This window comes from Roseovarius spongiae (assembly GCF_003651245.1).
Lineage (GTDB): Bacteria > Pseudomonadota > Alphaproteobacteria > Rhodobacterales > Rhodobacteraceae > Roseovarius > Roseovarius spongiae.
The window spans coordinates 235,339-261,020 of the sequence record NZ_RAPE01000002.1; the positions used below are offsets into that span (position 1 = coordinate 235,339).

Here is a 25,682-nt window from a genome sequence, read left to right on the forward strand (position 1 = left end):
GCTGGAATCGGCACGGGATTCGATCAGGAACAATGGCAGAACGCGGCGTCTCTGAAAAGACCGGATGTGGGCGGCTGGCCTTACCTGAAGGCAAGCAGACGTTCGGTGGTTTCGGGGTCGAGAAAGCCGGCGACGGTCGCCTCGGTCTCGATCCGCAAGGCGTTCTCGATATCCGATTGCGCCGTCGCGCCCAGCGCGCGTTTCATCAGCCGCACCGCGTTTGGCGGCAGCGCGGCGACCTCGCGCGCCACCTGCCGCGCCTCGTCCATCAGCGCGGCGTCCGGGGCCACGCGCCACGCCACCCCGGCCGCCAGCAGTTCGGGCGCGGTGTAGGTGCGCCCGAGGAACAGCATCTCGCGCGCCATCTGCAACCCGGCGAGCGCGGGCAGCAGCGCCGTCACCGCGCCGGTGACGAAAAGGCCGAGGCTCATCTCGGGGAAGAACCCCTTCGCGCTTTCGCCCCAGACGGGGAAGTCGCAGTTGATCGCCCACTCGAACCCGCCGCCCACGGCCCAGCCGTTGATCGCGCCGACGACCGGCTTTTCGCCAAAGGTGATGGCGCGGGTCGCGGCCTGGATCGACTCGACCAGATCGCGCGCCTCGGCCTCGGTCTCGGGATGGGTGTGCTCCTTGCGGTCGTCGCCCGCGCAAAAGGCGCGCCCCGCGCCGGTGAGGAGGATGACGCGGGTTTGCGGGCAGGCGTTGGCGTCGGCGAAGGCGCGCGCCACGTCGTCGATCAGCGCGCGGTTCATCGCGTTGAGGCTTGCGGGACGGTTGAGCGTGAGCTTGCGCACGCCGGTCTCGTCCAGTTCGCTCAGCACGGTGTCATAGGTGAAATCGCTCATTCGTACTCTCTCCTCACACGCTTCGTCTTGCCCTCGGTCACCGGGAAGGCGCCGTGCGGCGCCAGCGTCACCCGCGCCGTCGCGCCCAGCTCGCGCTTGAGCGCCGCTTCGATCCGTTCGACCAGCGCCGGGCCGCCCTGCGCGCCGCGGGCAAGCTCGGCCGTGACCGGCAGCACGTCATGGGGCGGGGGCGCGTCCAGTATGATGCGATAATCGCCCGATAGTTCCGCCTGCGCGGCCAGGACCGCCCCCACCATCGTCGGAAAGAGGTTGAGCCCGCGCACCACCACCATGTCGTCGCAGCGCCCCACCACGCGAAAGCGGAACCCCGTGCGCCCGCAGCGGCAGGGCTCGGTGTCCTCGACCGCGATCACGTCGCCGGTGCGGAACCGCACCAGCGGCTGGCATTCCCGGTCGAGATGGGTCAGCACCAGTTCCCCCCGCGCGCCCGGCGCGATGGGGTGGGGCGCGTCGCCTTCGGGGTCGACCAGTTCGGGGTGAAGGACATCGCCAGCGAGGAAATGCAGCCGCGCATCGAGAACGCATTGCGCCGCGAAGTTCGAGAACACGTCCGAGACGCCGTAATTCGCGTTGCGCGGCTCAAGCCCCCAGGTGTCGCGCAGCCGCGTGCGCAAGGCCGGGTCGTCAAGCCCCGGTTCGCCCCCGAAAAGGCCGAGCTTCAGCCCCAGGTCGGCAGGTTTCAGATCGGGAAACTTCTCCTCCAGCACCCGCTTCAGCACCGCCGGGTAGGAGGGCGTGCAGGAGATCGCGTCGATGCCGACCTCGCGGATGGTGCGGATCAGCGTTTCGGTTTCGCCCACGCCGAACGGCACGACGAGCGCGCCGGTCGCCTCGAGCGTCATGTGATCGGTGAGCCCGCCCATCCACATCCGGTAGTTGAGGCAATGCACGACCGTATGCGCCGGCGTGAGCCCGGCGGCGCGGTGGCTGCGCCCGCCCACCGCCTCGGTGATGCGGCAATCGCGCGCCGACAGCGCGAGATTCATCGCCTGCCCGGTGGTCCCCGAGGTCCGGTGCAGCCGGGTCACCGCCGCGCGGTCGGTGGCGAGGTAATTGCCGAAGGGCGGGTGTTCGGCCTGCGCGGCGCGCAGCTGCGCCTTGTCCGACAGCGGCAGTTCGGGCAGGTCGCGCAGGTCGGCCGGCGCGGCGCGTCCGTCCCACAAATCGGCGTAGAACGCGGAATTGTCCGTCACATGCGCGCGCTGACGCTCCCATGCCGCCTGCGCCTCTTGCGCCAGCGCGTCGCGTTCCAGCGTCTCGGCGCGGTCAAGCCCGGTCATGGCGCCCCCCTCGTCCTGCAAGCTATCCTCACAGGCGTCAGACTACCGGGCGCGAGGCGATCTTCAATAGGCGGGGGCTTTACGCTTTCGCGGGCAGGTCGAGGTCGATCACGATCGGCAGATGGTCCGAGGCGCGCGCGGCCTTCTCGGAGCGGTGGACGTGGCTTGCGAGCGGCGTGGCCGCCCCGGTCAGCACGAAACGGTCGAGCGCGGCGGTCGGGCGCGAGGTGTGGAAGCTCTTGCCGGGGATGATGATCCGGCAGCTGTCTCCGAGGGTGTCGCGCAATTCCCGGCTGCCCTTCCAGATGTTGAAATCCCCGGCGAGCAGACCGGGATGCCTCAGCGTCTGAAGGTGTTCGCGTAGCGCGGCGAGCTGCTTGCGGCGTATGCCCGCAGTCAGGCCGAGATGGACGCCGATCACCTCGAAATCCGGTGCGCGGAACCGCGCCGCGACGGCGCCGCGCGGCTCGAACGCGGGCAGTTCGATGCGTTGCGCGTCGTCGAGGATCAGCCCCTTCTGCGGGCGGTAGAGCACCGCGTTGCCGTGCCAGCCGTGGCTGTGCGGGCGCACCGAGAGATCGGCGAAGCGATAGCCAAGCTCCTGCTCGAGCCGGTCGATGGGCAGCACGCCCGCGCGCAGGCCGATGCGTTTGTCCGATTCCTGGAGCGCCACGACGTCGGCGTCGATTTCCTTCAGCACGTCGACGATCCGGTCGCCGTCGCGCCGCCAGTCGAGGCCCACCGCCTTGCGGATGTTGTAGCTCGCGATCCTCACAGCAGCCATTCGAGCGGCAGCCAGCCGATCACCGTCAGCGCCGCGCGCTTGAGCGCGGTGGTCCCGGGTTCCCGATCGGTGGTGACGCCCGCCGCGCCGTCGCGCCAGACCAGGCGGCCGTCCTGCTCGAGCACCTGCCACGCCAGCCCGTCGAGTTGCCGATCGAAGGCGTCGTGCATCTGGTCGGCCATGTTCGCGCTGTCGATCAGCAGCCCCATCTCCGTGTTGATCGTCGCCGAGCGGGGATCGAAATTGAACGACCCGATGAAGATGCGCTTGCCGTCCACCGCGAAGGTCTTGGCGTGCAGGCTGGCGCCGGAGGACCCGAAGGGGCCGATCTTTTCCTTGGGCGTGCCGATGGCCGCGCGGCTTTGCAATTCAAACATCTCGACCCCGGCGCGGAGCAGGTCGCGCCGCCGCTTGGCATAGCCGGCATGGACCGGCAGCACGTCGGTCGCCTCGAGAGAATTGGTCAGGATCCGCACGTCGATGCCCTGTTCTTCAAGCCCGGCGAATGCCCGGACCCCGCCGGCGCCCGGCACGAAATAGGGCGTCACGCCATCAAAGCGGGTCTCGATCCGGCCCACGGCCTGCACCAGCCGGGTCAGCAGCAGCTTCTCGCGCGGGACCGCGCCCTGGCCTTTGACCGGGTCGTCGCTGACCAGCAGCACGTCGCTCCACTCCAGGTCGAGCGTCGCCTGGCGCAGCGCCTGGACGATGTCGGACGCGATGATGCCTTCGCGATACTCGGCCAGTTGCGGCGTGTCACGATGGCGCGCCACCGCGTCGCCGATGGGGTCGCCCACAGGGGGCGGGCCGAGGATGGGGCCGACCGGATGCACCGCCTGCGCGGCCCAATAGCGGTCGAAATCCGCGGCGATGCGGGGCACCACGTTGCCCACGGCGAGCACGTCGAGATCGACGTAGAGCGCGGTCGGGCCGGTCTCAAAATACTCGTCCCCGATATTGCGCCCGCCAAGGATCGAAACCGCGCCGTCGACGGTGAAGGACTTGTTGTGCATCCGCCGGTTGAGGCGAAAGAAGTCGAACCAGTAGGACAGCAGTTTCGGGCGGCGCAGGTTGAACGGGTTGTAAAGCCGCACCTCGGCGTTTTCATGCGCGTCAAGCGCCGCCAGTTCCGCGTCGAGCCCCGAGGTGCCGTTGTCGTCGAGCAGCAGCCGCACCCGCACGCCGCGCTCCGCGGCCCGCCTCAGCGCGTCGAGCAGAAGCGCGCCGGTCAGGTCGCCGTGCCAGATGTAGTATTGCGCGTCGATCGAAGACACGGCCGCGTCCGCCAGGATCATCCGCGCGGCGAAGGCGTCCGTTCCGCTGCCGAGCGTGGCCACGCCGGTCTTGCCCGCGTGCCGCGCATGCTGGCGCGCGGCCGAGCGCACCAGCGGCGAATTGTCCGGCGGCGGCAGGGCCTTGCTGTCGACGCGCCCGTCATGCGGCGGGATCGCGAAGATCTGGCGCGCCGCGATGATGACGAGGGCAAGGACCGCGATCGCCGCCACGAGGATTTTTAGCGCTGTCACCATTGCGTCCTATATTTTCCATTCGTGCGCGCCTTGCGCCAGTTCCGCCGGTCGATCTGCGCATCATATAGGGGGTGCGCCGCGCGGACGCCAGAAAATGCCGGCCCGCTGGAACAGCCGGGGCGGACCTGTCATGGTGCCGCGCGGAACCCGATCGCGTGAATGGGAGTGTGTGAGATGAAAGGTGTGATCCTGGCTGCGGCCCTGCTGGGCGCAAGCGCAATGAGCGCCGCGGCGCAAAGCCCGCTGGACGGGCACGGGCCCGACGCGTGGGCGGTGACCGGCGTGGCCGCCGACGATACGCTGAACCTGCGCGCAGGGCCCGGGACGCGCTATCCGCGGATCGCAAAGCTTGCCCCGAACGCGCGCGGCATCGACATGGTGGTCTGCGTGCCGACGCTGACCTATCAGCAGTATCGGGCGCTCGAGGCTGCGGGCCACAAGTTCGCGGCGCGCTGGTGCCTCGTTCGCCTCGGCGAGCGGCTGGGCTGGGCGAATGCGGCGTATCTGGCCGAGGACGCCGGCGGGCCCGCCGCATTGGATGCCGGCATCCCGACGGACGGACCCGAGGCCGCCTTGCCCGGTGTTGTCCACGATTTCATGACCCGCTGGATCAATGGCGATTTCTACCGGGACCGCGGCGCGTTGCGCAGGTATGTCACGCCCGACATCGCCGACCATCTGCTGGCGGATACCGGCGCCGACAATCTGCTGGACGGGCAGGATCACGACATTCGCGACCTCGACGTGACCTGGGGCGAGCCGCCGATCCTGCGCGGGCGGGCGAACCTGGTGGCGCACTACCGCAATTTCGGGCAGGCGCAGCGGCTCGAGTTCGGGATGGCCCGCGTGCCGGGGTCGGACCGCTTCGCCATCATCGAGATCGGGGGCCCGTTTGACGAGTGAGCGGGCGCCGCTGTCGCGTCATTCCCTGGCGAGCAGCACCGCCTCGACCCGGCGGTTGGCCTCGCGGCCTTCGGGGGTGAGGTTCGGCGCGATGGGGGCGAGATAGCCCATGCCGTCGGCTTCGAGCTGCGCGCGCGGCACGCCGTGCTTCGTCGCCAGCCGTTCGAGCACAGAGGCGGCGCGCCGCCGCGACAGCGCGACGTTCACGTCAAGCCCGCCGACCGTGTCGGTATGCCCCACGAGCGCCACGCGCCGCGCCGCGTTGGCCTTGAGATAGGTCGCAAGCGCGTCGAGCGAGGCGAACGGCCCCTTCCCGAGCGCGGCCGAGCCGGTGTCGAATTCCAGATCGGACAGGATCGCATGCCCCTTCTGTTCAAGCCGGGCGCCGAGCGTGGAAGGCGCCGCCGCGCCGTCGTCCGGCGGCGCTTCGGTTTCAGTGGTCTGGCCGGGCTCCGGCGGCGCCACGGGGCGCGATCCGGCGTCGGGTTCGATGCGCGGCGGCGCCGCGTCGTCGGCGCCGACATGGATGATCTGCACATAGGCGGTCCCCGACGTGTAGCTGACCAGGACGGTCACGTATTGCGGCCCCGGCCCGCGCGCCGACAGGAATCGGTAATCGAAGAGATCGACGAACATGTCGGGCGCGGGCAGCACGTCCGTGCCGAAGCGGAAATCGAAGCCGCCGCATTCCTGCCCGGCGCATTGAAACAGGATTTCGAATCCGTCCTCCGTCAGCTGCGCGGCCAGCGGGCGCATGATCTGGAGCGTGGTGATTCCGTCGATCACGATCCGCCACGCCTGCTGCACGACCCGCCCGGACACGTCGAGCGTGGGCAGCCCTCCGTCCGACCACGGTCCGACCGGCACGAGGTAGGTGTCGGGATCGCGCACCACCTCGCGCGCCAGCGCGCCGTTGCCGGGCAGCTTCAGTTCGAACGCGTCCGCGGGCGGCGCCAGCGCGGCCGACACGGCGAATGCGATGGGAAAGAGCCGCCGGACCCTAGCGCGCGGCACCGTGGTAGTCCGGGTTGGGCTGCATGCCCGTGGCGCTCGCGACGCGGTTGGACATGTTGAAGAAGCCGGTGACATTGGCGATGTCCCAGATGTCGCGGTCGCTGAACCCGACGGCGCGCAGCGCCTCGCGGTCGGCCTCCTCGACGCGGGCGCTCTCGGTCGTGACCTTCTCGGCGAAGCGCAGCATCGCGGCCTGGCGCGCGTCGAGATCGGCCACCCGCCAGTTCATCACCATCGCCTCGCCGAGCGCGGGATCGCCCGACAGTTGACGCACCGCCGCGCCGTGGGCGACCTGGCAATACCAGCAGCGGTTGATCGAGCTGACGACGACGGCGATCATCTCGCGCTCGAGCTTGCTCAGGCCCGAAGGGGCGAGCATCAGATCGTTGTAGAGGCCGGTGAAGGCGTTGAGCTTGTCGATGTCGAAGGCGTGCGCGCGCAGCACGTTGGGCACCATGCCGAGCTTTTCCCGGCAGATGTCGAAATACTTTTGCGTGGCCTCGGGCAGCGGGTCGACCGGCGGCAGGTCGAGCGCGGTGGGGCTGTCCTCTTGTCGGGTCATGGCGCGGCTCCTTCGGGGTGTTCGCGGTAATGGTAATGCGCGGCGGGCGTCATGCCCAGCCCCGCGTAGAGCGCGCAGGCCGCCGCGTTGGCCGTGGTGCACGCCACCGCCAGCTGCGCGGCTCCCCGCGCCGCCGCCCAGAAGGCCGCATGCGTCATCAGGCGGCGGCCAAGCCCGTGGCGGCGATGCGCGGGCAGCACCTCGAGCGCGTGCACCATCGCCGCGCCAGCGTGCGCCGCGACGAATCCGGTCGCGGCGGGGCGGGAGGCGTCGCGTCCGAACAGCGCCGTCTTGGGGCCCTGAACGCGCTGCATCACGGCAAGGCGCGCAGGACCGATCCCGCCGGCGGCCCAGATGTCGCGCTGGATCGCCATCGGCTCCCATATGTCGAAGGTGGCGATGCGCGGCGGGCGCTCTTGGGTGAGCGTAGCAATCGGCGCGTTGTAGATCACGACCGGATCGATCACCCGGTAGCCGGCGGCCTCGAGCATCGAATCGAGCGTCTCCTCGCCGGGGCGGATCATGAAGCGGGGAAGCTCGCCCAACGCGCGCATGGCCGCTTCGGCGGCGGGCAGCTCCTCCGCCCTCGCGGGCGTCCTCGCGGTGGCCGCGCTCACCCGCTTGCCGCCGCCGCGCCCATCGCGGATCAGCCAGGGGCCGAGCGGGCGCATCCCGGCGGCGGGCCAGGTATGTTCGAGCACGTCAAAGAGATGCGCCCCGGACGCCTGCGTCATCCGACCATCCCGGCCAGTTCGCCCATCGCGGCGTCGACCTCCGCCGCGTCCTGGCCGCGGATCACCACGTTCACCCCGAACGCGCCGTGGCGCTGGAACGGGTAGGAGCCGATGGAGAGCGCGGGATGGCGCGCGGCCAGGTCGGCCAGCGGCGCGGCGATGTCGCCCTCGCCGCGCTCCACCGTCAGGCTGCGCGAGATGAGCGGCGCGCCGCCCGTCAGCGTCGGCAGGACCGAGGCGACCATCGCCTCGAATATCTGCGGCACGCCGGCCATGACGTAGACGTTTTCGAGACGGAAACCCGGCGCGGCGCTCACCGGGTTGTCGATCAGCTCTGCGCCCTCGGGGATGCGGGCCATGCGCAGGCGGGCCTCGTTCAGTTCGATCCCCGCGCGGTCGTAATGGGCCTGAAGCACCGCGCGGGCATCCTCTCGCACGCCGATCGCGCGGCCGAACGCGGCGGCGACGTTATCGGCGGTGATGTCGTCATGCGTGGGGCCGATGCCGCCGGAGGTGAAGAGGTGGTCATGCGCGGCGCCAAGCGCGCGCACCGCGTCCTGGATGGCCTGCGGCGTGTCGCCGATCACCCGCACCTCGCGCAGGTCTATCCCCGCTTCGGTCAGCGCGCCGGCGAGGAAATGCATGTTCGCATCGCGCGTGCGTCCCGACAGGATCTCGTCCCCGATCACGAGCATCGCGGCGGTGGGGTTGGGCATCTCCGGGCCTCCTTGCATAGCGCATGCTCCGGGTATAGGGCGCGGTCATGCGGTTTCAAACCCCTCTCGAGCCGGCCGTGCTGCTGCGGCGCTACAAGCGGTTCCTCGCCGATATCCGCCTCGATAGCGGGCGCGAGGCCGTGGCGCATTGCGCCAATCCCGGCGCGATGACCGGGCTCGCGGAGCCGGGCGCGCGGATCTGGGTGGAGCCCAACGACGATGCGAAGAAGAAGCTGAAATACGGCTGGCGGCTTACCGAACTTGGGGGCGGGGGGCTGGCCTGCGTGGATACCGGCGCGGCCAACCGGGTGGTGCGCGCGGCGCTCGACGCGGGGGGCATCGATGCGCTTTCGGGTTATGACGCGATCCTGCCCGAGCAACGCTACGGCGAGAAGAGCCGCATCGATTTCCTGCTGCGCGGGGCCGGGCGGGCCGACGCCTATGTCGAGGTGAAATCCGTCACCCTGTCGCGCCGCCCCGGCCTGGCCGAATTCCCCGACGCCGTGACCGCGCGCGGCGCGCGCCATCTGGCGGACCTCGCGGGCGTCGCGGCGGCGGGGGCGCGCGCGGTGCTGTTCTACCTCGTGCAGCGCAGCGACTGCACGCGCGTCGCCGTCGCCGCGGATATCGATCCGGCCTACGCGGCGGCGTTTGAAGCGGCGCGCGAAGCGGGGGTCGAGATCATCGCCCACGCCGCCCGGATCACCCGCGACGGCGTCACGATGGGCCCGCGGGTCGAGATCGCGTGATCGCCTGCGCCGCTTCTGCACTTTCCCTTCCGGCGCAACAGGCCTAGAACGGGGCGCGCAAAGGAAACGAAGATAGGTGAGACGTGTACGATCAGCATCGCGGACGGGTGACGAAGGACGGGATACGCATCCATGAGGACGCGGATTTCGCCGGGATGCGCAAGGCCGGCGCGCTCGCCGCGCGGATACTGGACGAGATCGCGCCGCATGTCGCGCCGGGGCAGACGACCGGCGCGCTCGACGCGCTGATCGAGGGGATGATCGACGAGGCCGGCGCAAAATCCGCGACCATTGGCTACAAGGGCTACCAGCACGCGAGCTGCATCAGCGTGAACCACGTGGTCTGCCACGGCATCCCGAGCGACAAGGTGCTGAAGGACGGCGATATCCTCAATATCGACGTGACGGTGATCGTCGACGGCTGGTACGGCGACACCTCCCGGATGTATGTCGCCGGCAAGCTCAGCCGCAAGGCCGAGCGGCTGTTGCAGGTGACCCATGACGCGCTGATGAAGGGGATCGAGGCGGTGCGCCCCGGCGCCACCTTTGGCGATATCGGCCACGCGATCCAGGCCTTCGTTGAGGCGCATCGCATGTCGGTGGTGCGCGATTTCTGCGGGCACGGGCTTGGCCGGGTGTTCCACGCGCCGCCCAACGTGTTGCATTACGGGCGCTCGGGCGCCGGGGCGGTGCTCGAGGAGGGGATGTTCTTCACCATCGAGCCGATGGTCAATCTCGGGCGGCCCGACACCAAGGTGCTGGCCGATGACTGGACGGCGGTGACGCGGGACAAGTCGCTTTCGGCGCAGTTCGAGCATTCGATCGGCGTGACCGCGACGGGGGCGGAGATCTTCACGCCCTCGCCCAAGGGGCTGTTTCACCCCACCTGGGGCTGAAGGGGCTGCGCTGCGCTGCGCGCGCCGCCGGTTTGAGTATTTCTGGAACATTGAAAAGACCGGGGGTCGGTCAGGCGGGCGCTTTGATCGCGCGGGCAGCGGCCATGCCCGAGGCCCAGGCCCATTGGAAGTTGTAGCCGCCGAGCCAGCCGGTGACGTCCACCGCTTCGCCGATGGCGTAAAGGCCGGGCACGGCGCGCGCGCGCAGGCTGCGGGCGTCAAGCGCGCCGGTGTCGATCCCGCCCAGCGTGACCTCGGCGGTGCGGTAGCCCTCGGTGCCCGCGGGCGTGAGGCGCCAGTCGCGCAGGCGCGCGCAGAGCGCGGTGAGCGCCGCGTCGCCCTGATCGGCGAGGTTGCCGGCGAGTGACAGGCCCAGCAGGTCGGGCAGCGCCGCGGCGAGGCGCGCGGGCAGGTGGCGGGCGAGTTCCGTGGTGAGCCGATGGCCGCCCGAAGCGCCGCGCTGGGCGCGCAGACGTTCGAGCAGCGCGCCGTCGGGGTCGAGGTCGATGGCGATCTCCTCGCTTTCGCGCCAGTAGGACGACAGTTGCAGCATCGCCGGGCCCGAGAGGCCGCGATGCGTGAAGAGCAGCGCCTCGTCGAAGCGGCCCGCGCCGCAACTGGCGCGCACCGGGAGCGAGACGCCGGCCAGCGCGGCAAAGCGGCCCTGCGCGAAGGTGAACGGCACGAGGCCGGCGCGGGTTTCGGTGACGGGAAGACCGAATTGGCGCGCGATGTCGTAGGCAATGCCGGTCGCGCCCATTTTCGGGATCGACTTGCCCCCGGTGGCCAGCACGAGGTTGCGCGCGGTTACGCGGTGGCGCGCGCCTTCGCGTTCGAGCGTGGCGATGAAGCGCGCGCCGTCATGGCTCAGGTCCGCCAGCGAGGTGCGCAGCCAGAGATCTGCGCCGGCGCGTTCCATTTCGGCGCGCAGCATCGCGATGATCTCGCGCGCGGAGCCGTCGCAGAAAAGCTGGCCCAGCGTCTTTTCGCGCCAGGCGATGCCGTGGCGGTCCACCAGGTCGATGAAATCCCACTGGGTATAGCGGGCGAGCGCGGATTTGCAGAAATGCGGGTTGGCCGAGAGAAAGTTCTCGGGGCCGCAATGCAGATTGGTGAAGTTGCAGCGCCCGCCGCCCGAGATGCGGATCTTTTCGCCCGGCGCCTTCGCGTGGTCGATCACCAGCGTGCGCCCGCCCGCGTGGGCCGCGCACATCATGCCGGCGGCGCCCGCACCGAGGATCAGCGTATCGATCTGCATGAAGCGCGCCTGCCCGATGGCGTGTCGCGCGTCAAGGGCCGCGCGCCGACGATGGCGTGCGCGCGCGCCCCGGTTTCACGCGGGAGAAGGCCGGCGCGGCGCAATCTCTTCCCTTCCCACGCGCCTTTCAACCTGTTACTTTCCCGAACAGACCCCGCAAAGGGGCGCATCTGAGGCAGTATTCGGCGGTTGGCATGACAGAAATGGTCTATGGGGCGATTCCCGTTCGCGATGTCGAACCGGTCCTGCCCAAGTGGTGGCGCACGATCGACAAGTGGTCGGTTTCCTGCGTGCTCATCCTGTTCGGGATCGGCATCCTGCTTGGGTTCGCCGCATCGCCGCCGCTGGCCGAGAAGAACGGATTCGCCCCGTTCCACTACGTTCAGCGCCAGACCTTCTTTGGCGGGCTGGCGATGCTGGTGATGCTGTTCACCTCGATGATGAGCCCGCAACTGGTGCGCCGCCTTGCGGTGATCGGGTTTCTGGCCGCGTTCGCCGCGCTGGTGATGCTGCCGGTGCTCGGGACCGATTTCGGCAAGGGCGCGGTGCGCTGGTATTCGCTCGGCTTCGCGAGCGTGCAGCCCTCGGAATTCCTCAAGCCCGGCTTCGTCGTCGTCGCCGCGTGGCTGATGGCCGCCAGCCGCGAGATCGGCGGGCCGCCGGGGATGACCTGGTCCTTCCTGCTGGCGATAGTCCTCGTCGCGTTGCTCGCGATGCAGCCGGATTTCGGGCAGGCGTCTCTGCTGCTTTTCTCATGGGGGGTGATGTATTTCGTGGCCGGGGCGCCGATCCTGCTGCTGCTGGGCATGGCCGGCTGCGTGATCATGGTCGGCAGTTTCGCCTACGCCAATTCCGAACATTTCGCGCGCCGCATCGACGGGTTCCTCAACCCCGACCTCGATCCCACGACGCAGCTCGGCTTCGCGACCGACGCGATCCGCGAGGGCGGGTTCTTTGGCGTCGGGGTGGGCGAGGGCACGGTCAAGTGGTCGCTGCCCGACGCGCATACCGATTTCATCATCGCGGTGGCGGCCGAGGAATACGGGCTGGTCCTCGTCCTCGCCATCATCGCGCTATACGCGATCGTCGTGGTGCGCGCGCTTTCGCGCCTGATGCGCGAACGCGATCCCTTCATCCGGCTGGCGGGCGCCGGGCTCGCGGCGAGTTTCGGCGTTCAGGCGATGATCAACATGGGCGTCGCGGTGCGCCTGCTGCCGGCAAAGGGCATGACGCTGCCCTTCGTGAGCTATGGCGGCTCCTCGCTTATCGCGGGGGGAATCGCGCTTGGCATGCTGTTCGCCTTTACCCGCACGCGCCCCCAGGGTGAGATCGGCGACATCCTGCGAGCGCGCGGACGATGAGCGGGCGCGAGCCCCTGTTGCTGATGGCCGCGGGCGGCACCGGGGGGCACATGTTTCCGGCGCAGGCGCTGGCCGAGGTCATGCTGCGTCGCGGCTGGCGGGTGAAGCTCAGCACCGATGCGCGCGGCGCGCGCTACACGGGCGGTTTTCCCCACACGGTCGAGATCGAGCAGATCAGCAGCGCCACCTTCGCGCGCGGCGGCATGGGCTCGAAGCTGGTCGCGCCCTTCCGCATCGCTTCGGGCGTGATCGGCGCGAGCGCGCGCATGCTGCGCGACCGGCCCGACGCGGTGATCGGGTTCGGCGGGTATCCCACCATCCCGGCGCTGAGCGCCGCGACGCTGCTGCGCCGCCCGCGCATGGTGCATGAACAGAACGGCGTGCTGGGCCGGGTCAACCGCGCCTTCGCGCGGCGCGTGGACGTCGTGGCCTGCGGCACATGGCCCACGGAGATCCCCGAGGGCGGCGAGGCGCGCCATGTCGGCAACCCGGTCCGCGCCGCCATCGCCGAGCGGGCGGGCGCCGGCTATATCCCGCCCGGCGATTACCCGATGTCGATCCTGGTGATCGGCGGCAGCCAGGGCGCGCGCATCCTGAGCGACCTCGCGCCGCCCGCCATCGCCGGGCTGCCGATGGAAATCCTGCGCAACATCCGCGTCAGCCACCAGGCCCGCGACGAGGACCGCGAGCGCGTGGCGACCTATTACGCCGAACACGGCGTCACCGCCGAGGTCGAGCCGTTCTTCCGCGACGTTCCCCGCCGGATGAGCGAGGCGCAGCTTGTCATCAGCCGCGCCGGCGCCTCCTCGGTCGCCGACATCAGCGCCATCGGACGTCCCTCGATCCTGATTCCGCTGGCCATCGCGACGAACGATCACCAGAACGCGAACGCCCGCGCGCTTCGGGAGGCGGGCGGCGCGATCATCATCCCCGAGAAGCGGCTCACCCCAGAGGCGCTGGGCGAGCAGATCGAGACCGTGCTGGTCAATCCCGAGGGCGCGGCGCAGATGGCGCGCGCGGCGCTGAGTTGCGCCGTCCCCGACGCCGCCGAGCGACTGGCGGATCTGGTCGAAACACTGGCAGGCAAAGGCGAGTCCACATGAACGCAGCGACCAAGCTTCCCGGCGACGTCGGCCCCATCCATTTCGTCGGTATCGGCGGCATCGGCATGTCGGGCATCGCCGAGGTGCTGCTCAACCACGGCTACGTCGTGCAGGGCAGCGACCTGAAGAGCACGCCGATCACCGAGCGGCTGGAGAAGAAGGGCGCGCATATCTTCGAGGGTCAGCGCGCCGGGAACATCGATGACGCGGAGGTCGTCGTCATCTCCTCGGCGATCAAGCCCGGCAATCCCGAGCTCGACGCCGCGCGCGCGCGCGGTCTGCCGATCGTGCGCCGGGCCGAGATGCTGGCCGAGTTGATGCGGCTCAAGTCGAACATCGCCGTGGCGGGCACGCATGGCAAGACGACGACCACCACGATGGTGGCCGCGCTTCTCGACCATGGGAAATTCGATCCCACCGTCATCAATGGCGGCGTCATCCACGCCTATGGCAGCAACGCGCGGGTGGGGCAGGGCGAATGGATGGTGGTCGAAGCGGATGAAAGCGACGGCACCTTCAACCGCCTGCCCGCCACCATCGCCATCGTCACCAACATCGACCCCGAGCACATGGAGCACTGGGGCACCGAGGCGGCGCTGCACCAGGGCTTCTACGATTTCGTCAGCAACATCCCGTTCTACGGCCTCGCCATTTGCTGCACCGACGACGCGGACGTGCAGACATTGGTCGGGCGGCTGACCGACCGGCGCGTCGTCACCTACGGTTTCAACAAGCAGGCGGACGTGCGCGCGGTGAACCTGCGCTACGAGGGCGGCGTCGCGCATTTCGACGTGGCGTTGCAGGCCGAGGGCGCGGTGATCGAGAACTGCGCGCTGCCCATGCCGGGCGATCACAACGTCTCCAACGCGCTGAGCGCGGTGGCGGTGGCGCACCATCTCGGCATGAAGGCGGATGAGATCCGCGCGGCGCTCGCCGCGTTCGGCGGCGTCAATCGCCGCTTCACCCGCGTCGGCGTCGTGAACGGCGTGACCGTCATCGACGATTACGGCCACCACCCGACCGAGATCATGGCCGTTCTCAAGGCTGCGCGCCACGCCACAGAGGGGCGCGTGATCGCCGTGCACCAGCCGCACCGCTACACGCGCCTCAGCCACCATTTCGAGGATTTCTGCGCCTGCTTCAACGAGGCCGACATGGTCGCCATCACCCCGGTCTACGCCGCCGGCGAAGACCCCATCGAAGGGGCGAGCCGCGACGACCTCGTCGCCGGGCTCATCCGGCACGGCCACCGCGATGCGCGCGCCATCGAGGACGAGGACGACCTCGAACGCCTTGTCCGCAATGAGGCGCGCCCGGGCGACATGGTGGTCTGCCTCGGGGCCGGGACGATCAGCGGTTGGGCCAACGCCCTGCCCGGGCGGCTGAAAGGATAGCGCGATGCCAACCTCTCTCATCCTCGTGTGTCTCTGGGCGATTGTCGCCAACGTGCTTGCGATGCGGCCGAGCCGCGACAATCACTGGCGGCTGGCCTACCTGCTGATCGCGCTCGGTATCCCGCTGCTGGGTTACGTCACCTGGCAGACCGGCCCCTGGATCGGGCTCGCCTGCCTGCTGGGGGCGATGTCGATGCTGCGCTGGCCGCTGGTTCACCTGCTGCGCCGTCTGCGCGGGCAGGATTCGCAGCGGCAGGGGTGAACGGGATCGTCGTCGATCCATATATCTTCTTCGCGTTGCTCCTTGCAGTGTTCTGCACCGGCGTCGGCATCTTCTTTCGCCAATGCGCCCGACACCCATGGCGCCGCGTCGCGATCGGCTGGGTGCTTGGCGCCGTCCTCGTCCTTGGCGGCGCCGCGCTTGTCCATGCGTGGGGCGCAGGCGGGCGCGCGGCGCTCTTCACTGGGCTGATCCTTCCGGTCTGGCTCCTCGGCGGCCTGCTGGGCGCCATGCTTGGCCTCGCATGGTATCGCCGGTTCTGATAGCGTCCATACCCTTTCACTGTTCTCAAGATACTCGAATCCGGCGGCCCGGTTTCATGACACGGTTGCATTCCCGCCCCCGTTGCCCGAAGACAGCGCCATGACCGAACTTCCCACCCCGCGCGGCAGATTGACGCCAGAGCGCCCGCTGTCGGACCTCACCTGGCTGCGCGCCGGCGGCCCGGCCGAGTGGCTGTTCCAGCCCGCGGACGAGGACGATCTCGCCGCGTTCCTGCGCGATCTGGACCCGGCCATCCCGGTCTTTCCGATGGGGGTGGGCAGCAACCTCATCGTGCGCGACGGGGGCTTGCGCGGCGTGGTGATCCGGCTGGGGCGCGGTTTCAACGGGATCGAGACGGAGGGCAACCGCGTCACCGCGGGCGCCGCCGCGCTCGACGCGCATGTGGCGCGCAGGGCCGCAGAGGCGGGGATCGACCTTACCTTCCTGCGCACCATTCCCGGCGCCATCGGGGGCGCGGTGCGGATGAACGCGGGCTGTTACGGAACATACACGGCGGACGCGTTCGTGTCGGCGCGCGCGGTGACGCGAACGGGTGAGGTCGTGACGCTCACCGCGGACGACCTCAATTTTCGCTATCGCCAGACCGATCTGCCCGCGGGCGCGGTCATCACGCAAGCCACGCTGAGCGGGTCCGAAGGCGATCCCGACACGCTCGACGCGAAGATGAGCGCGCAATTGCACCGGCGCGACGAGACCCAGCCGACGAAGGAGCGCACGGCGGGCTCGACCTTCCGCAACCCGGCCGGGTTCAGCAGCACCGGGCGCGCCGACGACAGCCACGAGATGAAGGCGTGGAAGGTGATCGACGACGCCGGCATGCGCGGCGCGCGGCGCGGCGGCGCGCAGATGAGTCCGAAACATTCGAACTTCCTCGTCAACACCGGGGGCGCGACGGCGGCGGATCTCGAAGGGCTTGGCGAAGAGGTGCGAAAAAAGGTTTTTCAAAACAGCGCAATCCGGCTAGAGTGGGAAATCATGAGGGTCGGCGAACCGGCCCCGGCGACGGGCGACAAACCCTGAGCCAGCAGACGAGCAAATAAAACAGGGCCGCGAACGGCCCGGACTTTGAGGCAATAAGGTGGTTGGTTCGAGCAGAACAGCCCCGAAAGTTGCGGTGATAATGGGCGGCCCGTCGGCGGAACATGCCGTGTCGATGTCGTCCGGGCATGAATGCGCCGCCGCACTGAGGGATGAAGGCTTCGACGTGGTTGAACTCCCGGCGGAGCGCGACCTCGCCATGCGTCTGAACGACGTCGCCCCGGACGTGGTCTTCAACGCCCTGCATGGCCGCTGGGGCGAGGACGGCTGCGTGCAGGGCCTGCTCGAATGGCTGCAGATCCCCTATACCCATTCCGGCGTGCTGGCCTCCGCGCTCGCCATGGACAAGCAGGCGAGCAAGGCCGCCTACCGCGCCGCCGGTCTGCCCGTCGTCGAAAGCGTTATCGCGCCGCGCGACGAGGTCCGCGCGCGCCACGTCATGGCCCCGCCCTACGTGGTCAAGCCCAACAACGAAGGTTCCTCGGTCGGCGTCTATATCGTCCACGAGGCCGCCAACGCCCCGCCGCAGCTTGCGCAGGACATGCCCGACGCGGTGATGGTCGAGAGCTACGCGCCGGGGCGCGAGCTCACCACCACGGTGATGGACGACCGCGCGCTGACCGTGACCGACATCGTCACCGACGGCTGGTATGACTACTCGGCGAAATACGAGCCCGGAGGGTCGCGCCATGTGGTTCCCGCCGACATTCCCGCCGACATTTTCGATCTCTGCATGGACTACGCGCTGCGGGCCCACCGCGCGCTTGGCTGCCGCGGCGTGAGCCGCACCGATTTCCGCTGGGACGAGGCGCGGGGGACGGAGGGCCTGATCCTGCTCGAGACCAACACCCAGCCCGGCATGACGCCCACCTCGCTTTCGCCCGAGCAGGCGCGCGCGACGGGCATGTCGTTCGGCGAGATGTGCCGCTGGATGGTGGAGGACGCGTCATGTCTCCGGTGACCCGCCGCGCCGATCCCGCGCCGTCGCGCTGGTCCTACCGGGTGCACCGCATCCTGCTGACGCCGCTTTACCGGCGATTGCTGCGGTTCGGCATCCCCTTCGCGCTCAGCTTCGCCATCGCCGCCAGCTACCTGTCCGATCCGAAGGTGCAGCAGAGCCTGTGGTCGACCATCGCCAGCGTCCGCGAACAGATCGAGACGCGCCCGGAATTCATGGTCAAGCTGCTCTCGGTCGAGGGCGCGAGCGACGGCATCGCCGAGTATATCCACGACAGTTTCCCCTACGCGCTGCCCGCCAGTTCGTTCGACATGGACCTCGACGCCGTGCGCCTTGCGGTCGAGGAGTTCCCGGCGGTCGCCGACGCCACGGTGCGCCTGCGCCAAGGCGGGGTGCTTGCCGTGACGGTGCGCGAACGCCAGCCCGCGGCGCTGCTGCGCACGTCGCAGGGGCTGATGGTGCTCGATGTCGAGGGGATCACCATCGCCACCGCGCAATCGCGCGCCGCCCGCCCGAACCTGCCGGTCCTGACCGGCGAGGGCGCGCGGGACCACGTGGCCGAGGCGATCGAGATCCAGCAGGCGGCGGGTCCGCTACGGGCGCGGATGCGCGGCCTCGTGCGGATGGGCGAGCGGCGCTGGGACGTGGTGCTCGACCGGGATCAGCGGATCATGCTGCCCGAGGACACGCCGGTGCGCGCGCTCGAGCGGGTGATCGTGCTGAACGAGTCCCAGGACATGCTGGAACGCGACATCGCCGCGATCGACATGCGGCTGGCCCAACGGCCGACATTGAGGATGAAGGAACGCGCCGTCGAAAGCTGGTGGCGCGTGCGCAACATGGGGTCAGGGCAGGTGAGCAATGATTGAACTATACGAATCCCAACGCGCGATGCGCAACATGCGGCGCGCCGCGATGCAGCGCGGGGTGGTGGCGGTGCTGGACGTCGGCACGTCCAAGATCGCCTGCCTCGTGCTGCGTTTCGACGGCACCGACGGTCTGATCGAGAGCGACGGGATCGGCGCGATGGCCGGGCAGGCGGGGTTCCGCGTGATCGGCGCCGCGACCACCCGCTCGCGCGGGGTGCGCTTTGGCGAGATCGAGGCGATGGCCGAGACCGAGCGCGCCATCCGCACCGCCGTGCAGGCGGCGCAGAAGATGGCCAACCTGCGGGTCGATCACGTGATCGCCTGTTTCGCGGGGGCAGAGCCGCGCAGCTACGGCCTTGCCGGGCAGGTGGAGCTGCAGGAGCACGTCGTCACCGAACAGGACGTGAGCCGCGTGCTCTCGGCCTGCGACGTGCCGGATATCGGCGACGGGCGCGAGGTGCTGCACGCGCAGCCGGTCAACTTCGCGCTCGATCATCGCTCGGGGCTGATCGATCCGCGCGGGCAGATGGGCAACGTGCTCTCGACCGACATGCACATGCTGACCGTGGACGGCGTCGCGATCCAGAACCTCGCCCATTGCGTGAAGCGCTGCGATCTCGAGCTCGCCGGCGTGGCCTCCTCGGCCTATGTCAGCGGGATTTCCAGCCTGGTGGAGGACGAACAGGAGCTGGGCGCGGCCTGCATCGACCTTGGCGGCGGCACGTCGAGCCTGTCGATCTTCATCAAGCGGCACATGATCTACGCCGACAGCGTGCGCATGGGCGGCGATCACGTGACGGGCGACATTTCCATGGGGCTCCAGGTGCCCGCCGCCGTGGCCGAGCGGATCAAGACATTCTACGGCGGCGTGGTGGCCACCGGTATGGACGACCGCGAGATGATCGAGATCGGCGGCGACACCGGTGATTGGGACCATGACCGCCGCACCGTGAGCCGCGCGGAACTGATCGGCATCATGCGCCCGCGCGTCGAGGAGATCCTCGAGGAGGTGCGGGCGCGGCTCGACGCGGCCGGGTTCGACGCGCTGCCCAGCCAGCAGATCGTGCTCACTGGCGGGGGCAGCCAGATCCCCGGCCTCGACGGGCTGGCGAGCCGCATCCTCGGGCAGCAGGTGCGCTTGGGCCGGCCCCTGCGCGTGCACGGCCTGCCGCAGGCGGCGACCGGGGCGGGCTTCGCCAGCGCGGTGGGCATGTGCCTCTTTGCGGCGAGCCCGCAGGACGAATGGTGGGACTTCGAGCTGCCGGTCGACCGCTACCCGGCGCGCTCGCTCCGGCGGGCGGTCAAGTGGTTCAAGGACAACTGGTAACCGCAATATGAGGTGGAGTCGGCGAAATTTCGCGGAATTTGTCAAAAAAACAGCCATATTTGGTGGGTTTTGCGCTTTTTTTTAGGTGACGATCCGGCCCTTCATGGCTAATAATGAGTGAATAGGCAGAAAACGGCTCGGGAATCCGGGCGTAACATCAGGCGGACAGAGCAATGACATTGAACCTTACAGTGCCAGGTCGTGAAGAGCTGAGGCCCCGGATTACCGTGTTCGGCGTCGGCGGGGCAGGCGGCAACGCGGTCAACAACATGATCGACAAGGAACTGGACGGTGTCGATTTCGTCGTCGCCAACACGGACGCGCAGGCTCTGCAACAGAGCAAGGCCGACAACCGCGTGCAACTGGGCGTCAAGGTGACCGAGGGGCTCGGCGCGGGGGCCAAGGCCAGCATCGGCGCCGCCGCCGCCGAGGAGAGCATCGAACAGATCGTCGATCACCTCGCGGGCGCGCACATGTGCTTCATCACCGCCGGCATGGGCGGGGGCACCGGGACCGGCGCCGCGCCGATCATCGCGCAGGCCGCGCGCGAGCTGGGCGTGCTCACCGTCGGCGTCGTGACCAAGCCGTTCCAGTTCGAGGGCGGCAAGCGGATGAAGCAGGCCGAGGACGGCGTCGACAGCCTGCAGAAGGTGGTCGACACGCTGATCATCATCCCCAACCAGAACCTGTTCCGCCTCGCCAACGAGAAGACGACCTTCACCGAGGCGTTCTCGATGGCTGACGACGTGCTCTACCAGGGCGTGAAGGGCGTGACCGATCTGATGGTGCGCCCGGGTCTCATCAACCTCGACTTCGCGGACGTGCGCGCCGTGATGGACGAGATGGGCAAGGCGATGATGGGCACCGGCGAATCCGACGGCGAGGATCGCGCGGTCCAGGCCGCCGAGAAGGCGATCGCCAACCCGCTGCTGGACGAGATCAGCCTCAAGGGCGCCAAGGGCGTTCTCATCAACATCACCGGCGGGCACGACCTTACGCTGTTCGAACTCGACGAGGCCGCCAACCGCATCCGCGAGGAAGTGGACGCCGAGGCGCATATCATCGTCGGCTCCACGCTGAACCCGGAGATGGAAGGCATGATGCGCGTCAGCGTCGTCGCCACCGGGATCGACGCGACCGAGAAGACCTCGGACATCCCCGTGCCGCGCCGCTCGCTCGCGCAGCCGTTGCGCCAGCACGTGAGCGCGGAGGAAACCGAAGAGCCCGCGGCCGCGCAGGAGCAACCCGCCGCGGCCCGCATCGAGGAGCCCGAGGCGGAGCCCTCGCTCTTCCCGCAGGCCGACGCCGAGCGCGTCGCCGCCGAGGAGCAGATGGAGGACATCTTCGAGCCGCAGACCGCCGGACGCGAGCGCGAGGCACCCGCGCGCTTCGCTCCCGCCGCGCGCGAAGAGGACGACATGCCGCCCCCGGCCTACACGCCGCCCGCCGCCGAGGCGCCCCAGCATCACGAGGCCGAGGACGACGGGCTTGACGATTTCGTCGCCCCGCGCGCTCCGGCCGCCGGAACGCCCTCGCCCGAGGCGATGGCCCGCCTTCAGGCCGCCGTCGGCAAGACCGGATCGCGCCAGCGTCCGCAGCAGCAGGAGCAGGCCGCCGAGACCGCCCGCGCCGAGCACCAGCAGAGCGCCGAGCGCCCGCGCTTTGGCATCAATTCCCTGCTGAACCGGATGACCGGCCATGGCGGCGAACAGGAAGCGCCGCGCCCGGCCCGCCAGCAGCCCACCATGCAGGCGCAGCCCTCGCGCCCGGAACCCGAGGATGACGGCGACGAGCAGATCGAAATCCCGGCGTTCCTGCGCAGGCAGGCCAACTGACGCGCATTGCCTGATTGTAACAGGGATGAAATAAACGGGCCGCCCCTGGCGGCCCGTTCGTCATTTCCGCGCTCGGAATTTCCCGCTTCAACGCTTTGATTTGAAACGAACTTGCCTGGTTCGGCGGGAACCCGCCTACCGCATCGGCGGGCATGTTTCAAACCGTTGCAAAGATTGAGTTGAGCGCGCGGCGCCCGTTCAGTAGGTCCTGCGTTAACCGCCCGACAAGAAATGTGGCATGGATGCATGAGGATGTGGTGCAGACAACGGTAAACGCTCCTATTTCGTTCGACGGCGTCGGCCTGCATTCGGGCGCGGCGTCGCGCCTGACGATTCGGCCCGCCGCGGCGAACCATGGCGTCACCTTCCGCCGCACCGATTGCGCGGCCGGGCGGGGCGACATTCCCGCGCTCTGGAGCAACGTGTTGCAGACGCCGCTCTGCACGCGGCTGGAGAACCGCGCGGGCGTACAGGTCTCGACCGTAGAGCATGTCATGGCGGCGCTGATGGGCTGCGGCGTGCATAACGCGCTGATCACGATCGACGGCCCCGAGGCGCCCATTCTCGACGGCAGCTCCGTAGAGTTCGTGCGCGGCATACTGGCGTGCGGGCTGCGCCGCCTTGACGCGCCGGTGCGCGCGCTGCGCGTTCTCAAACCCGTCGAAGCGCGGGCCGGAGACGCGATGGCGCGCCTCACGCCGCATGATACGCTGACCATCGATTTCGACATCGATTTCGCCGATGCGGCGATCGGAGTGCAGCGGAAATCGCTCAACATGGCCAATGGCAGCTTCGTGCGCGAACTGGCCAGCAGCCGCACCTTCTGCCGCAAGGCGGACGTGGACGCGATGCGCGCCGGCGGGCTCGCGCTTGGCGGGACGCTCGAGAACGCGGTCGTGGTCGACGGCGCCGAGGTGCTCAGCCCCGGTGGGCTGCGCCACCACGACGAGGCGGTGCGTCACAAGATGCTGGACGCGCTGGGCGATCTCGCGCTGGCCGGGGCGCCGATCCTGGGCCGCTACCACGGGTCGCGGGCCGGCCACGCGGTGACCAACACGTTGCTGCGCAACCTGTTTGCGCGGCCCGACGCCTTTGAGTGGACGATCTGCGACGCGGTGCAGGCGGCGCGCCTTCCCGGCGCGGGGGTGCATCGCGGGGAATTGCCGAAGGTCGCGTGACGCGGACGCGCGCGCCATCCGGCGATCCGTTGCGCACGGCCTGCGATGATGCGGCAACCCTATCGCAAACAACGGATTTCGGGACTGGCACCAGCCGGACGATTGGGCTACAAAACCCCTACTTGGCTAAAGGGACCGGTCCGGCATGACGTTCGGCAACATCTTCTCGAACACTGCGAAGCGGCTGGCCGGGGCGATCCTGATCGCCGCCGCCGTAAGCGCCTGCTCGGGCCTCAACTCGCGCGTGGAGCGCGGCGATCTGGATTACGAGAATTATTCGGCCAAGACCATCTTCGAGCGTGGCGAATACGATCTCAGCCGGAACAACCCCGAACTCGCCGCCCAGAGCTTTGCCGAGGTCGAGCGGCTTTATCCCTATTCCGACCTCACCAAGCGCGCGGTCATCATGCAGGCCTATGCGCATCACCTCGACGAGGATTACGAGGCGAGCCGCTCCGCCGCGCAGCGCTATATCGACTTCTACCCGACGGACGAGGACGCGGCCTACGCCCAGTATCTTCTGGCGCTGAGCTATTACGACCAGATCGATGAGGTCGGGCGCGACCAGGGACTGACCTTCCAGGCGCTCCAGGCGCTGCGCAAGGTGATCGAGATCTATCCCGACAGCGAATACGCCCGCTCGGCCATCCTGAAATTCGACCTCGCCTTCGACCATCTCGCCGGCAAGGAGATGGAGGTCGGCCGCTACTACCTGCGCCGCGATCATTTCACCGCCGCGATCAACCGCTTCCGCGTCGTGGTCGAGGATTTCCAGACCACTTCGCACACCCCCGAGGCGCTGCACCGGCTGGTCGAGGCTTATCTCTCGCTCGGGCTCACCGACGAGGCGCAGACCGCGGGCGCGATCCTTGGCCACAACTTCCGCGCGACCGAATGGTACGAGGACAGCTATGACCTGCTGACCCGCAACGGTCTGTCGCTCGAGGCGCGCGGCGACAACTGGCTGCGCCAGGTCTATCGCCAGATGATCAAGGGCGAGTGGCTGTAACGGGGGCGGTGGGGTGAAACCCCACCCTACGGGTTCAACCGATGCTGCGCACGCTTGATATCCGCGACATGCTGATCATCGACCGGCTCGAACTGCGTTTTGAGCCGGGGCTGAACGTGCTGACCGGGGAAACCGGCGCGGGCAAGTCGATCCTGCTCGACAGTCTCGGATTCGTTCTGGGCTGGCGCGGGCGGGCTGACCTGGTGCGCAGCGGGGCCGAGCAGGGCGAGGTCACGGCCGTTTTCGACCTGCCGCCGGGGCATGCGGCGCAGGACGTGCTGGCGGATGCGGGCCTGCCTGGGGGGGATGAACTCATCCTGCGGCGGGTAAACACCGCCGAGGGGCGCAAGACCGCCTGGGTCAACGATCGGCGCTGCTCTGGCGAGGTGCTGCGCCAGCTGTCCGAGACGCTGGTGGAACTGCATGGGCAGCATGACGACCGCGGGCTGCTGAACGCGCGCGGGCACCGCGCGCTTCTGGATGCGTTCGGGCGTCTCGACGAACCCCGCGCCGAGGTGCGGCAGGCGTGGAAGGCGCGCGCGGCCGCGCGCAAGGCGCTGGCCGAGGCCGAGGCCGCGCTTGCCGCCGTGCGCGAGGAGGAGGATTTCCTGCGCCATGCGGTCGGGGAGCTCGACGCGCTCGATCCGCAGCCCGGCGAGGAGGCCGCGCTCGACAGCCGCCGCCGGCTGATGCAGGGGGCCGAGAAGATGCGCGGCGACGTGGATCGCGCCCGACAGGCCGTGGGGCCGGACGGGGCGGAGGGCGCCGCGGCGGACGCACTTCGCTGGCTCGAAGGGGCGGCGGGCGAGGTGGGCGAGCGGCTTGAGGCGCCGCTGGCCGCGCTCGCCCGCGCGCTGGTGGAACTGGACGAGGCCGGGCGCGGCATCGAGGACTGCCTCGAGGCGCTGAGCTTCGATCCGCTGGAATTGGAAGCGGCGGAAGAGCGGCTCTTCGCGATCCGCGGCCTTGCGCGCAAGCACGGGGTCGCCCCGGACGAGCTTGGCGAATTTGCCGAGGAACTACGCACGCGCCTCGCCGCGCTCGACGCGGGCGATGCGCAGATCGAGGCGCTGCAAGGGGCGGCGCGCGAGGCTCAAGGGCGCTATGACGCGGCCGCCGACGCCCTGCGGCGCGCCCGCCAGGAGGCCGCGGCGCGGCTCGACGCCGCCGTGATGGCCGAGCTTGCCCCGCTCAGGATGGAGCGCGCGGTGTTCGAGACGCGCATGACCCCAGCCGACCCCGGCCCGGATGGCGCCGATGAGGTGGCCTTCACCGTCGCCACCAACCCCGGCGCGCCGTCGGGGCCGCTCGCACGGATCGCCTCGGGCGGCGAGCTGAGCCGGTTTCTGTTGGCGCTCAAGGTGTGTCTGACGGGCGGGCAGAGCGGTCTCACGCTGATCTTCGACGAGATCGATCGCGGCGTCGGCGGCGCCACGGCGGACGCGGTGGGGCGGCGGTTGGCGCAACTGGCCGAGGGGGGACAGGTTCTCGTGGTAACGCATTCACCGCAGGTCGCGGCGCTCGGGGCGCATCATTGGCGCGTGGAGAAACGGGTGACCGAGGGGCGCACCCTGTCGACGGTGACGCCGCTCGATCCGAGCGCGCGCGTGGACGAGATCGCGCGCATGCTGTCGGGCGACCGCGTGACAGACGAGGCGCGCGCGGCGGCCGAGGCGCTGATGGGCTGAGCGCGCCCGTTGCGGAGCCTCCGGCGGGGATATTTCAAGCAAGAAGAACGCGCTGGGCCGTTGCTC

25 protein-coding genes are annotated in these 25,682 nt (G+C 69.2%); 16 read left to right on the forward strand and 9 right to left on the reverse strand.

The window, feature by feature from the left end; genetic code table 11:
* Positions 1-80: 80 nt before the first annotated feature.
* The 4 genes from D6850_RS07895 to D6850_RS07910 form a co-directional block, all read right to left on the reverse strand.
* Positions 81-845: an enoyl-CoA hydratase/isomerase family protein gene (locus D6850_RS07895; RefSeq protein ID WP_121165611.1), complete on the reverse strand. Its 765-nt coding sequence runs from the start codon at positions 843-845 to the stop codon at positions 81-83.
* Positions 842-2,146 carry a phenylacetate--CoA ligase family protein gene (locus tag D6850_RS07900; RefSeq protein WP_121166841.1) on the reverse strand — a complete coding sequence of 435 codons (1,305 nt, stop codon included), beginning with the start codon at positions 2,144-2,146 and terminating at the stop codon, positions 842-844. The genes D6850_RS07895 and D6850_RS07900 overlap by 4 nt, the downstream gene beginning before the upstream one ends.
* 79 nt (positions 2,147-2,225) lie before the next feature.
* Positions 2,226-2,930 (reverse strand): endonuclease/exonuclease/phosphatase family protein, encoded by a 705-nt coding sequence (locus D6850_RS07905; RefSeq protein ID WP_121165613.1) that lies wholly within the window; start codon positions 2,928-2,930, stop codon positions 2,226-2,228.
* On the reverse strand, positions 2,918-4,459 hold the full coding sequence (locus tag D6850_RS07910) for a phospholipase D family protein (protein ID WP_121165615.1): 1,542 nt from the start codon (positions 4,457-4,459) through the stop codon (positions 2,918-2,920). The genes D6850_RS07905 and D6850_RS07910 overlap by 13 nt, the downstream gene beginning before the upstream one ends.
* A gap of 174 nt (positions 4,460-4,633) precedes the next feature.
* Between D6850_RS07910 and D6850_RS07915 the strand changes: the two genes are divergently transcribed.
* Positions 4,634-5,362: an SH3 domain-containing protein gene (locus tag D6850_RS07915; protein ID WP_147438876.1), complete on the forward strand. Its 729-nt coding sequence runs from the start codon at positions 4,634-4,636 to the stop codon at positions 5,360-5,362.
* A gap of 18 nt (positions 5,363-5,380) precedes the next feature.
* On the opposite strand, the gene D6850_RS07920 is transcribed toward D6850_RS07915, so the two are convergent.
* From D6850_RS07920 to D6850_RS07935, 4 genes are read right to left on the reverse strand one after another with little or no spacing between them, the layout of a single operon-like run.
* Positions 5,381-6,376, reverse strand: coding sequence for an OmpA family protein (locus tag D6850_RS07920; protein WP_245964132.1), 996 nt, complete (start codon positions 6,374-6,376; stop codon positions 5,381-5,383).
* Positions 6,363-6,938, reverse strand: coding sequence for a peroxidase-related enzyme (locus D6850_RS07925; RefSeq protein WP_121165622.1), 576 nt, complete (start codon positions 6,936-6,938; stop codon positions 6,363-6,365). Before D6850_RS07925 ends, D6850_RS07920 begins: the two co-directional genes overlap by 14 nt.
* Positions 6,935-7,672 carry a GNAT family N-acetyltransferase gene (locus D6850_RS07930; RefSeq protein ID WP_121165624.1) on the reverse strand — a complete coding sequence of 246 codons (738 nt, stop codon included), beginning with the start codon at positions 7,670-7,672 and terminating at the stop codon, positions 6,935-6,937. The genes D6850_RS07925 and D6850_RS07930 overlap by 4 nt, the downstream gene beginning before the upstream one ends.
* Positions 7,669-8,388, reverse strand: a complete 720-nt coding sequence (locus tag D6850_RS07935) for a competence/damage-inducible protein A (RefSeq protein WP_121165626.1) — start codon at positions 8,386-8,388, stop codon at positions 7,669-7,671. The genes D6850_RS07930 and D6850_RS07935 overlap by 4 nt, the downstream gene beginning before the upstream one ends.
* Before the next feature lie 47 nt (positions 8,389-8,435).
* Here D6850_RS07935 and sfsA point away from each other — a divergent pair, with 47 nt between their 5' ends.
* Positions 8,436-9,137: a DNA/RNA nuclease SfsA gene (sfsA, locus tag D6850_RS07940; protein ID WP_121165628.1), complete on the forward strand. Its 702-nt coding sequence runs from the start codon at positions 8,436-8,438 to the stop codon at positions 9,135-9,137.
* An 83-nt stretch (positions 9,138-9,220) separates the two neighbouring features.
* The gene (map, locus tag D6850_RS07945; RefSeq protein WP_121165630.1) at positions 9,221-10,033 is read left to right on the forward strand and encodes a type I methionyl aminopeptidase; all 813 of its coding nucleotides are present in this window, start codon (positions 9,221-9,223) and stop codon (positions 10,031-10,033) included.
* Between the two features lie 70 nt (positions 10,034-10,103).
* Here map and D6850_RS07950 read toward each other — a convergent pair whose 3' ends face one another.
* A complete protein-coding gene (locus D6850_RS07950; RefSeq protein WP_121165632.1) occupies positions 10,104-11,291 on the reverse strand; it encodes a BaiN/RdsA family NAD(P)/FAD-dependent oxidoreductase in 1,188 nt (395 codons plus the stop codon).
* A 194-nt stretch (positions 11,292-11,485) separates the two neighbouring features.
* On the opposite strand from D6850_RS07950, the gene ftsW reads away from it, so the two are divergent.
* The 13 genes from ftsW to recN all read left to right on the forward strand — a co-directional run bounded on the left by ftsW (position 11,486) and on the right by recN (position 25,616).
* On the forward strand, positions 11,486-12,652 hold the full coding sequence (ftsW, locus tag D6850_RS07955) for a putative lipid II flippase FtsW (RefSeq protein WP_121165634.1): 1,167 nt from the start codon (positions 11,486-11,488) through the stop codon (positions 12,650-12,652).
* Complete coding sequence (gene murG / locus D6850_RS07960) at positions 12,649-13,755, forward strand: undecaprenyldiphospho-muramoylpentapeptide beta-N-acetylglucosaminyltransferase (RefSeq protein ID WP_121165636.1); 1,107 nt, start codon at positions 12,649-12,651, stop codon at positions 13,753-13,755. Before ftsW ends, murG begins: the two co-directional genes overlap by 4 nt.
* Entirely contained in the window at positions 13,752-15,149 is a 1,398-nt protein-coding gene (murC, locus tag D6850_RS07965) for a UDP-N-acetylmuramate--L-alanine ligase (RefSeq protein WP_121165639.1), read from the forward strand. The genes murG and murC overlap by 4 nt, the downstream gene beginning before the upstream one ends.
* Positions 15,150-15,153: 4 nt before the next feature.
* Complete coding sequence (locus D6850_RS07970) at positions 15,154-15,411, forward strand: DUF2484 family protein (protein ID WP_121165641.1); 258 nt, start codon at positions 15,154-15,156, stop codon at positions 15,409-15,411.
* A complete protein-coding gene (locus D6850_RS07975; RefSeq protein ID WP_121165643.1) occupies positions 15,408-15,692 on the forward strand; it encodes a hypothetical protein in 285 nt (94 codons plus the stop codon). The genes D6850_RS07970 and D6850_RS07975 overlap by 4 nt, the downstream gene beginning before the upstream one ends.
* Before the next feature lie 100 nt (positions 15,693-15,792).
* Positions 15,793-16,734, forward strand: a complete 942-nt coding sequence (gene murB, locus D6850_RS07980; RefSeq protein ID WP_121166843.1) for a UDP-N-acetylmuramate dehydrogenase — start codon at positions 15,793-15,795, stop codon at positions 16,732-16,734.
* Positions 16,735-16,792: 58 nt separating this feature from the next.
* A complete protein-coding gene (locus D6850_RS07985; protein WP_121165645.1) occupies positions 16,793-17,713 on the forward strand; it encodes a D-alanine--D-alanine ligase in 921 nt (306 codons plus the stop codon).
* Positions 17,701-18,579 carry a cell division protein FtsQ/DivIB gene (locus D6850_RS07990; RefSeq protein WP_121165647.1) on the forward strand — a complete coding sequence of 293 codons (879 nt, stop codon included), beginning with the start codon at positions 17,701-17,703 and terminating at the stop codon, positions 18,577-18,579. Before D6850_RS07985 ends, D6850_RS07990 begins: the two co-directional genes overlap by 13 nt.
* Positions 18,572-19,906, forward strand: coding sequence for a cell division protein FtsA (gene ftsA, locus D6850_RS07995; RefSeq protein ID WP_121165650.1), 1,335 nt, complete (start codon positions 18,572-18,574; stop codon positions 19,904-19,906). The genes D6850_RS07990 and ftsA overlap by 8 nt, the downstream gene beginning before the upstream one ends.
* A 173-nt stretch (positions 19,907-20,079) precedes the next feature.
* Positions 20,080-21,741: a cell division protein FtsZ gene (gene ftsZ, locus D6850_RS08000; protein WP_121165652.1), complete on the forward strand. Its 1,662-nt coding sequence runs from the start codon at positions 20,080-20,082 to the stop codon at positions 21,739-21,741.
* A gap of 257 nt (positions 21,742-21,998) precedes the next feature.
* Positions 21,999-22,919, forward strand: a complete 921-nt coding sequence (lpxC, locus tag D6850_RS08005) for a UDP-3-O-acyl-N-acetylglucosamine deacetylase (RefSeq protein ID WP_121166845.1) — start codon at positions 21,999-22,001, stop codon at positions 22,917-22,919.
* A 145-nt stretch (positions 22,920-23,064) separates the two neighbouring features.
* The gene (locus D6850_RS08010; RefSeq protein WP_121165654.1) at positions 23,065-23,928 is read left to right on the forward strand and encodes an outer membrane protein assembly factor BamD; all 864 of its coding nucleotides are present in this window, start codon (positions 23,065-23,067) and stop codon (positions 23,926-23,928) included.
* Positions 23,929-23,969: 41 nt separating this feature from the next.
* On the forward strand, positions 23,970-25,616 hold the full coding sequence (gene recN, locus D6850_RS08015) for a DNA repair protein RecN (RefSeq protein WP_121165656.1): 1,647 nt from the start codon (positions 23,970-23,972) through the stop codon (positions 25,614-25,616).
* The last annotated feature ends 66 nt before the right edge of the window (positions 25,617-25,682 follow it).

Excerpts from the sequence above, each read along its gene's own strand:
- D6850_RS07930 (WP_121165624.1), bottom strand. The coding sequence starts at position 7,672 with ATGACGCAGGCGTCCGGGGCGCATCTCTTTGACGTGCTCGAACATACC.
- ftsA (WP_121165650.1), top strand. The coding sequence starts at position 18,572 with ATGATTGAACTATACGAATCCCAACGCGCGATGCGCAACATGCGGCGC.
- ftsW (WP_121165634.1), top strand. The coding sequence starts at position 11,486 with ATGACAGAAATGGTCTATGGGGCGATTCCCGTTCGCGATGTCGAACCG.
- D6850_RS07905 (WP_121165613.1), bottom strand. The coding sequence starts at position 2,930 with ATGGCTGCTGTGAGGATCGCGAGCTACAACATCCGCAAGGCGGTGGGC.
- murG (WP_121165636.1), top strand. The coding sequence starts at position 12,649 with ATGAGCGGGCGCGAGCCCCTGTTGCTGATGGCCGCGGGCGGCACCGGG.
- ftsZ (WP_121165652.1), top strand. The coding sequence starts at position 20,080 with ATGACATTGAACCTTACAGTGCCAGGTCGTGAAGAGCTGAGGCCCCGG.
- D6850_RS07910 (WP_121165615.1), bottom strand. The coding sequence starts at position 4,459 with ATGGTGACAGCGCTAAAAATCCTCGTGGCGGCGATCGCGGTCCTTGCC.
- D6850_RS07970 (WP_121165641.1), top strand. The coding sequence starts at position 15,154 with ATGCCAACCTCTCTCATCCTCGTGTGTCTCTGGGCGATTGTCGCCAAC.
- recN (WP_121165656.1), top strand. The coding sequence starts at position 23,970 with ATGCTGCGCACGCTTGATATCCGCGACATGCTGATCATCGACCGGCTC.
- murC (WP_121165639.1), top strand. The coding sequence starts at position 13,752 with ATGAACGCAGCGACCAAGCTTCCCGGCGACGTCGGCCCCATCCATTTC.
- D6850_RS07900 (WP_121166841.1), bottom strand. The coding sequence starts at position 2,146 with ATGACCGGGCTTGACCGCGCCGAGACGCTGGAACGCGACGCGCTGGCG.
- D6850_RS07925 (WP_121165622.1), bottom strand. The coding sequence starts at position 6,938 with ATGACCCGACAAGAGGACAGCCCCACCGCGCTCGACCTGCCGCCGGTC.
- murB (WP_121166843.1), top strand. The coding sequence starts at position 15,793 with ATGACCGAACTTCCCACCCCGCGCGGCAGATTGACGCCAGAGCGCCCG.
- D6850_RS07915 (WP_147438876.1), top strand. The coding sequence starts at position 4,634 with ATGAAAGGTGTGATCCTGGCTGCGGCCCTGCTGGGCGCAAGCGCAATG.
- D6850_RS07895 (WP_121165611.1), bottom strand. The coding sequence starts at position 845 with ATGAGCGATTTCACCTATGACACCGTGCTGAGCGAACTGGACGAGACC.
- sfsA (WP_121165628.1), top strand. The coding sequence starts at position 8,436 with ATGCGGTTTCAAACCCCTCTCGAGCCGGCCGTGCTGCTGCGGCGCTAC.
- D6850_RS07990 (WP_121165647.1), top strand. The coding sequence starts at position 17,701 with ATGTCTCCGGTGACCCGCCGCGCCGATCCCGCGCCGTCGCGCTGGTCC.
- D6850_RS07935 (WP_121165626.1), bottom strand. The coding sequence starts at position 8,388 with ATGCCCAACCCCACCGCCGCGATGCTCGTGATCGGGGACGAGATCCTG.
- D6850_RS07950 (WP_121165632.1), bottom strand. The coding sequence starts at position 11,291 with ATGCAGATCGATACGCTGATCCTCGGTGCGGGCGCCGCCGGCATGATG.
- D6850_RS08010 (WP_121165654.1), top strand. The coding sequence starts at position 23,065 with ATGACGTTCGGCAACATCTTCTCGAACACTGCGAAGCGGCTGGCCGGG.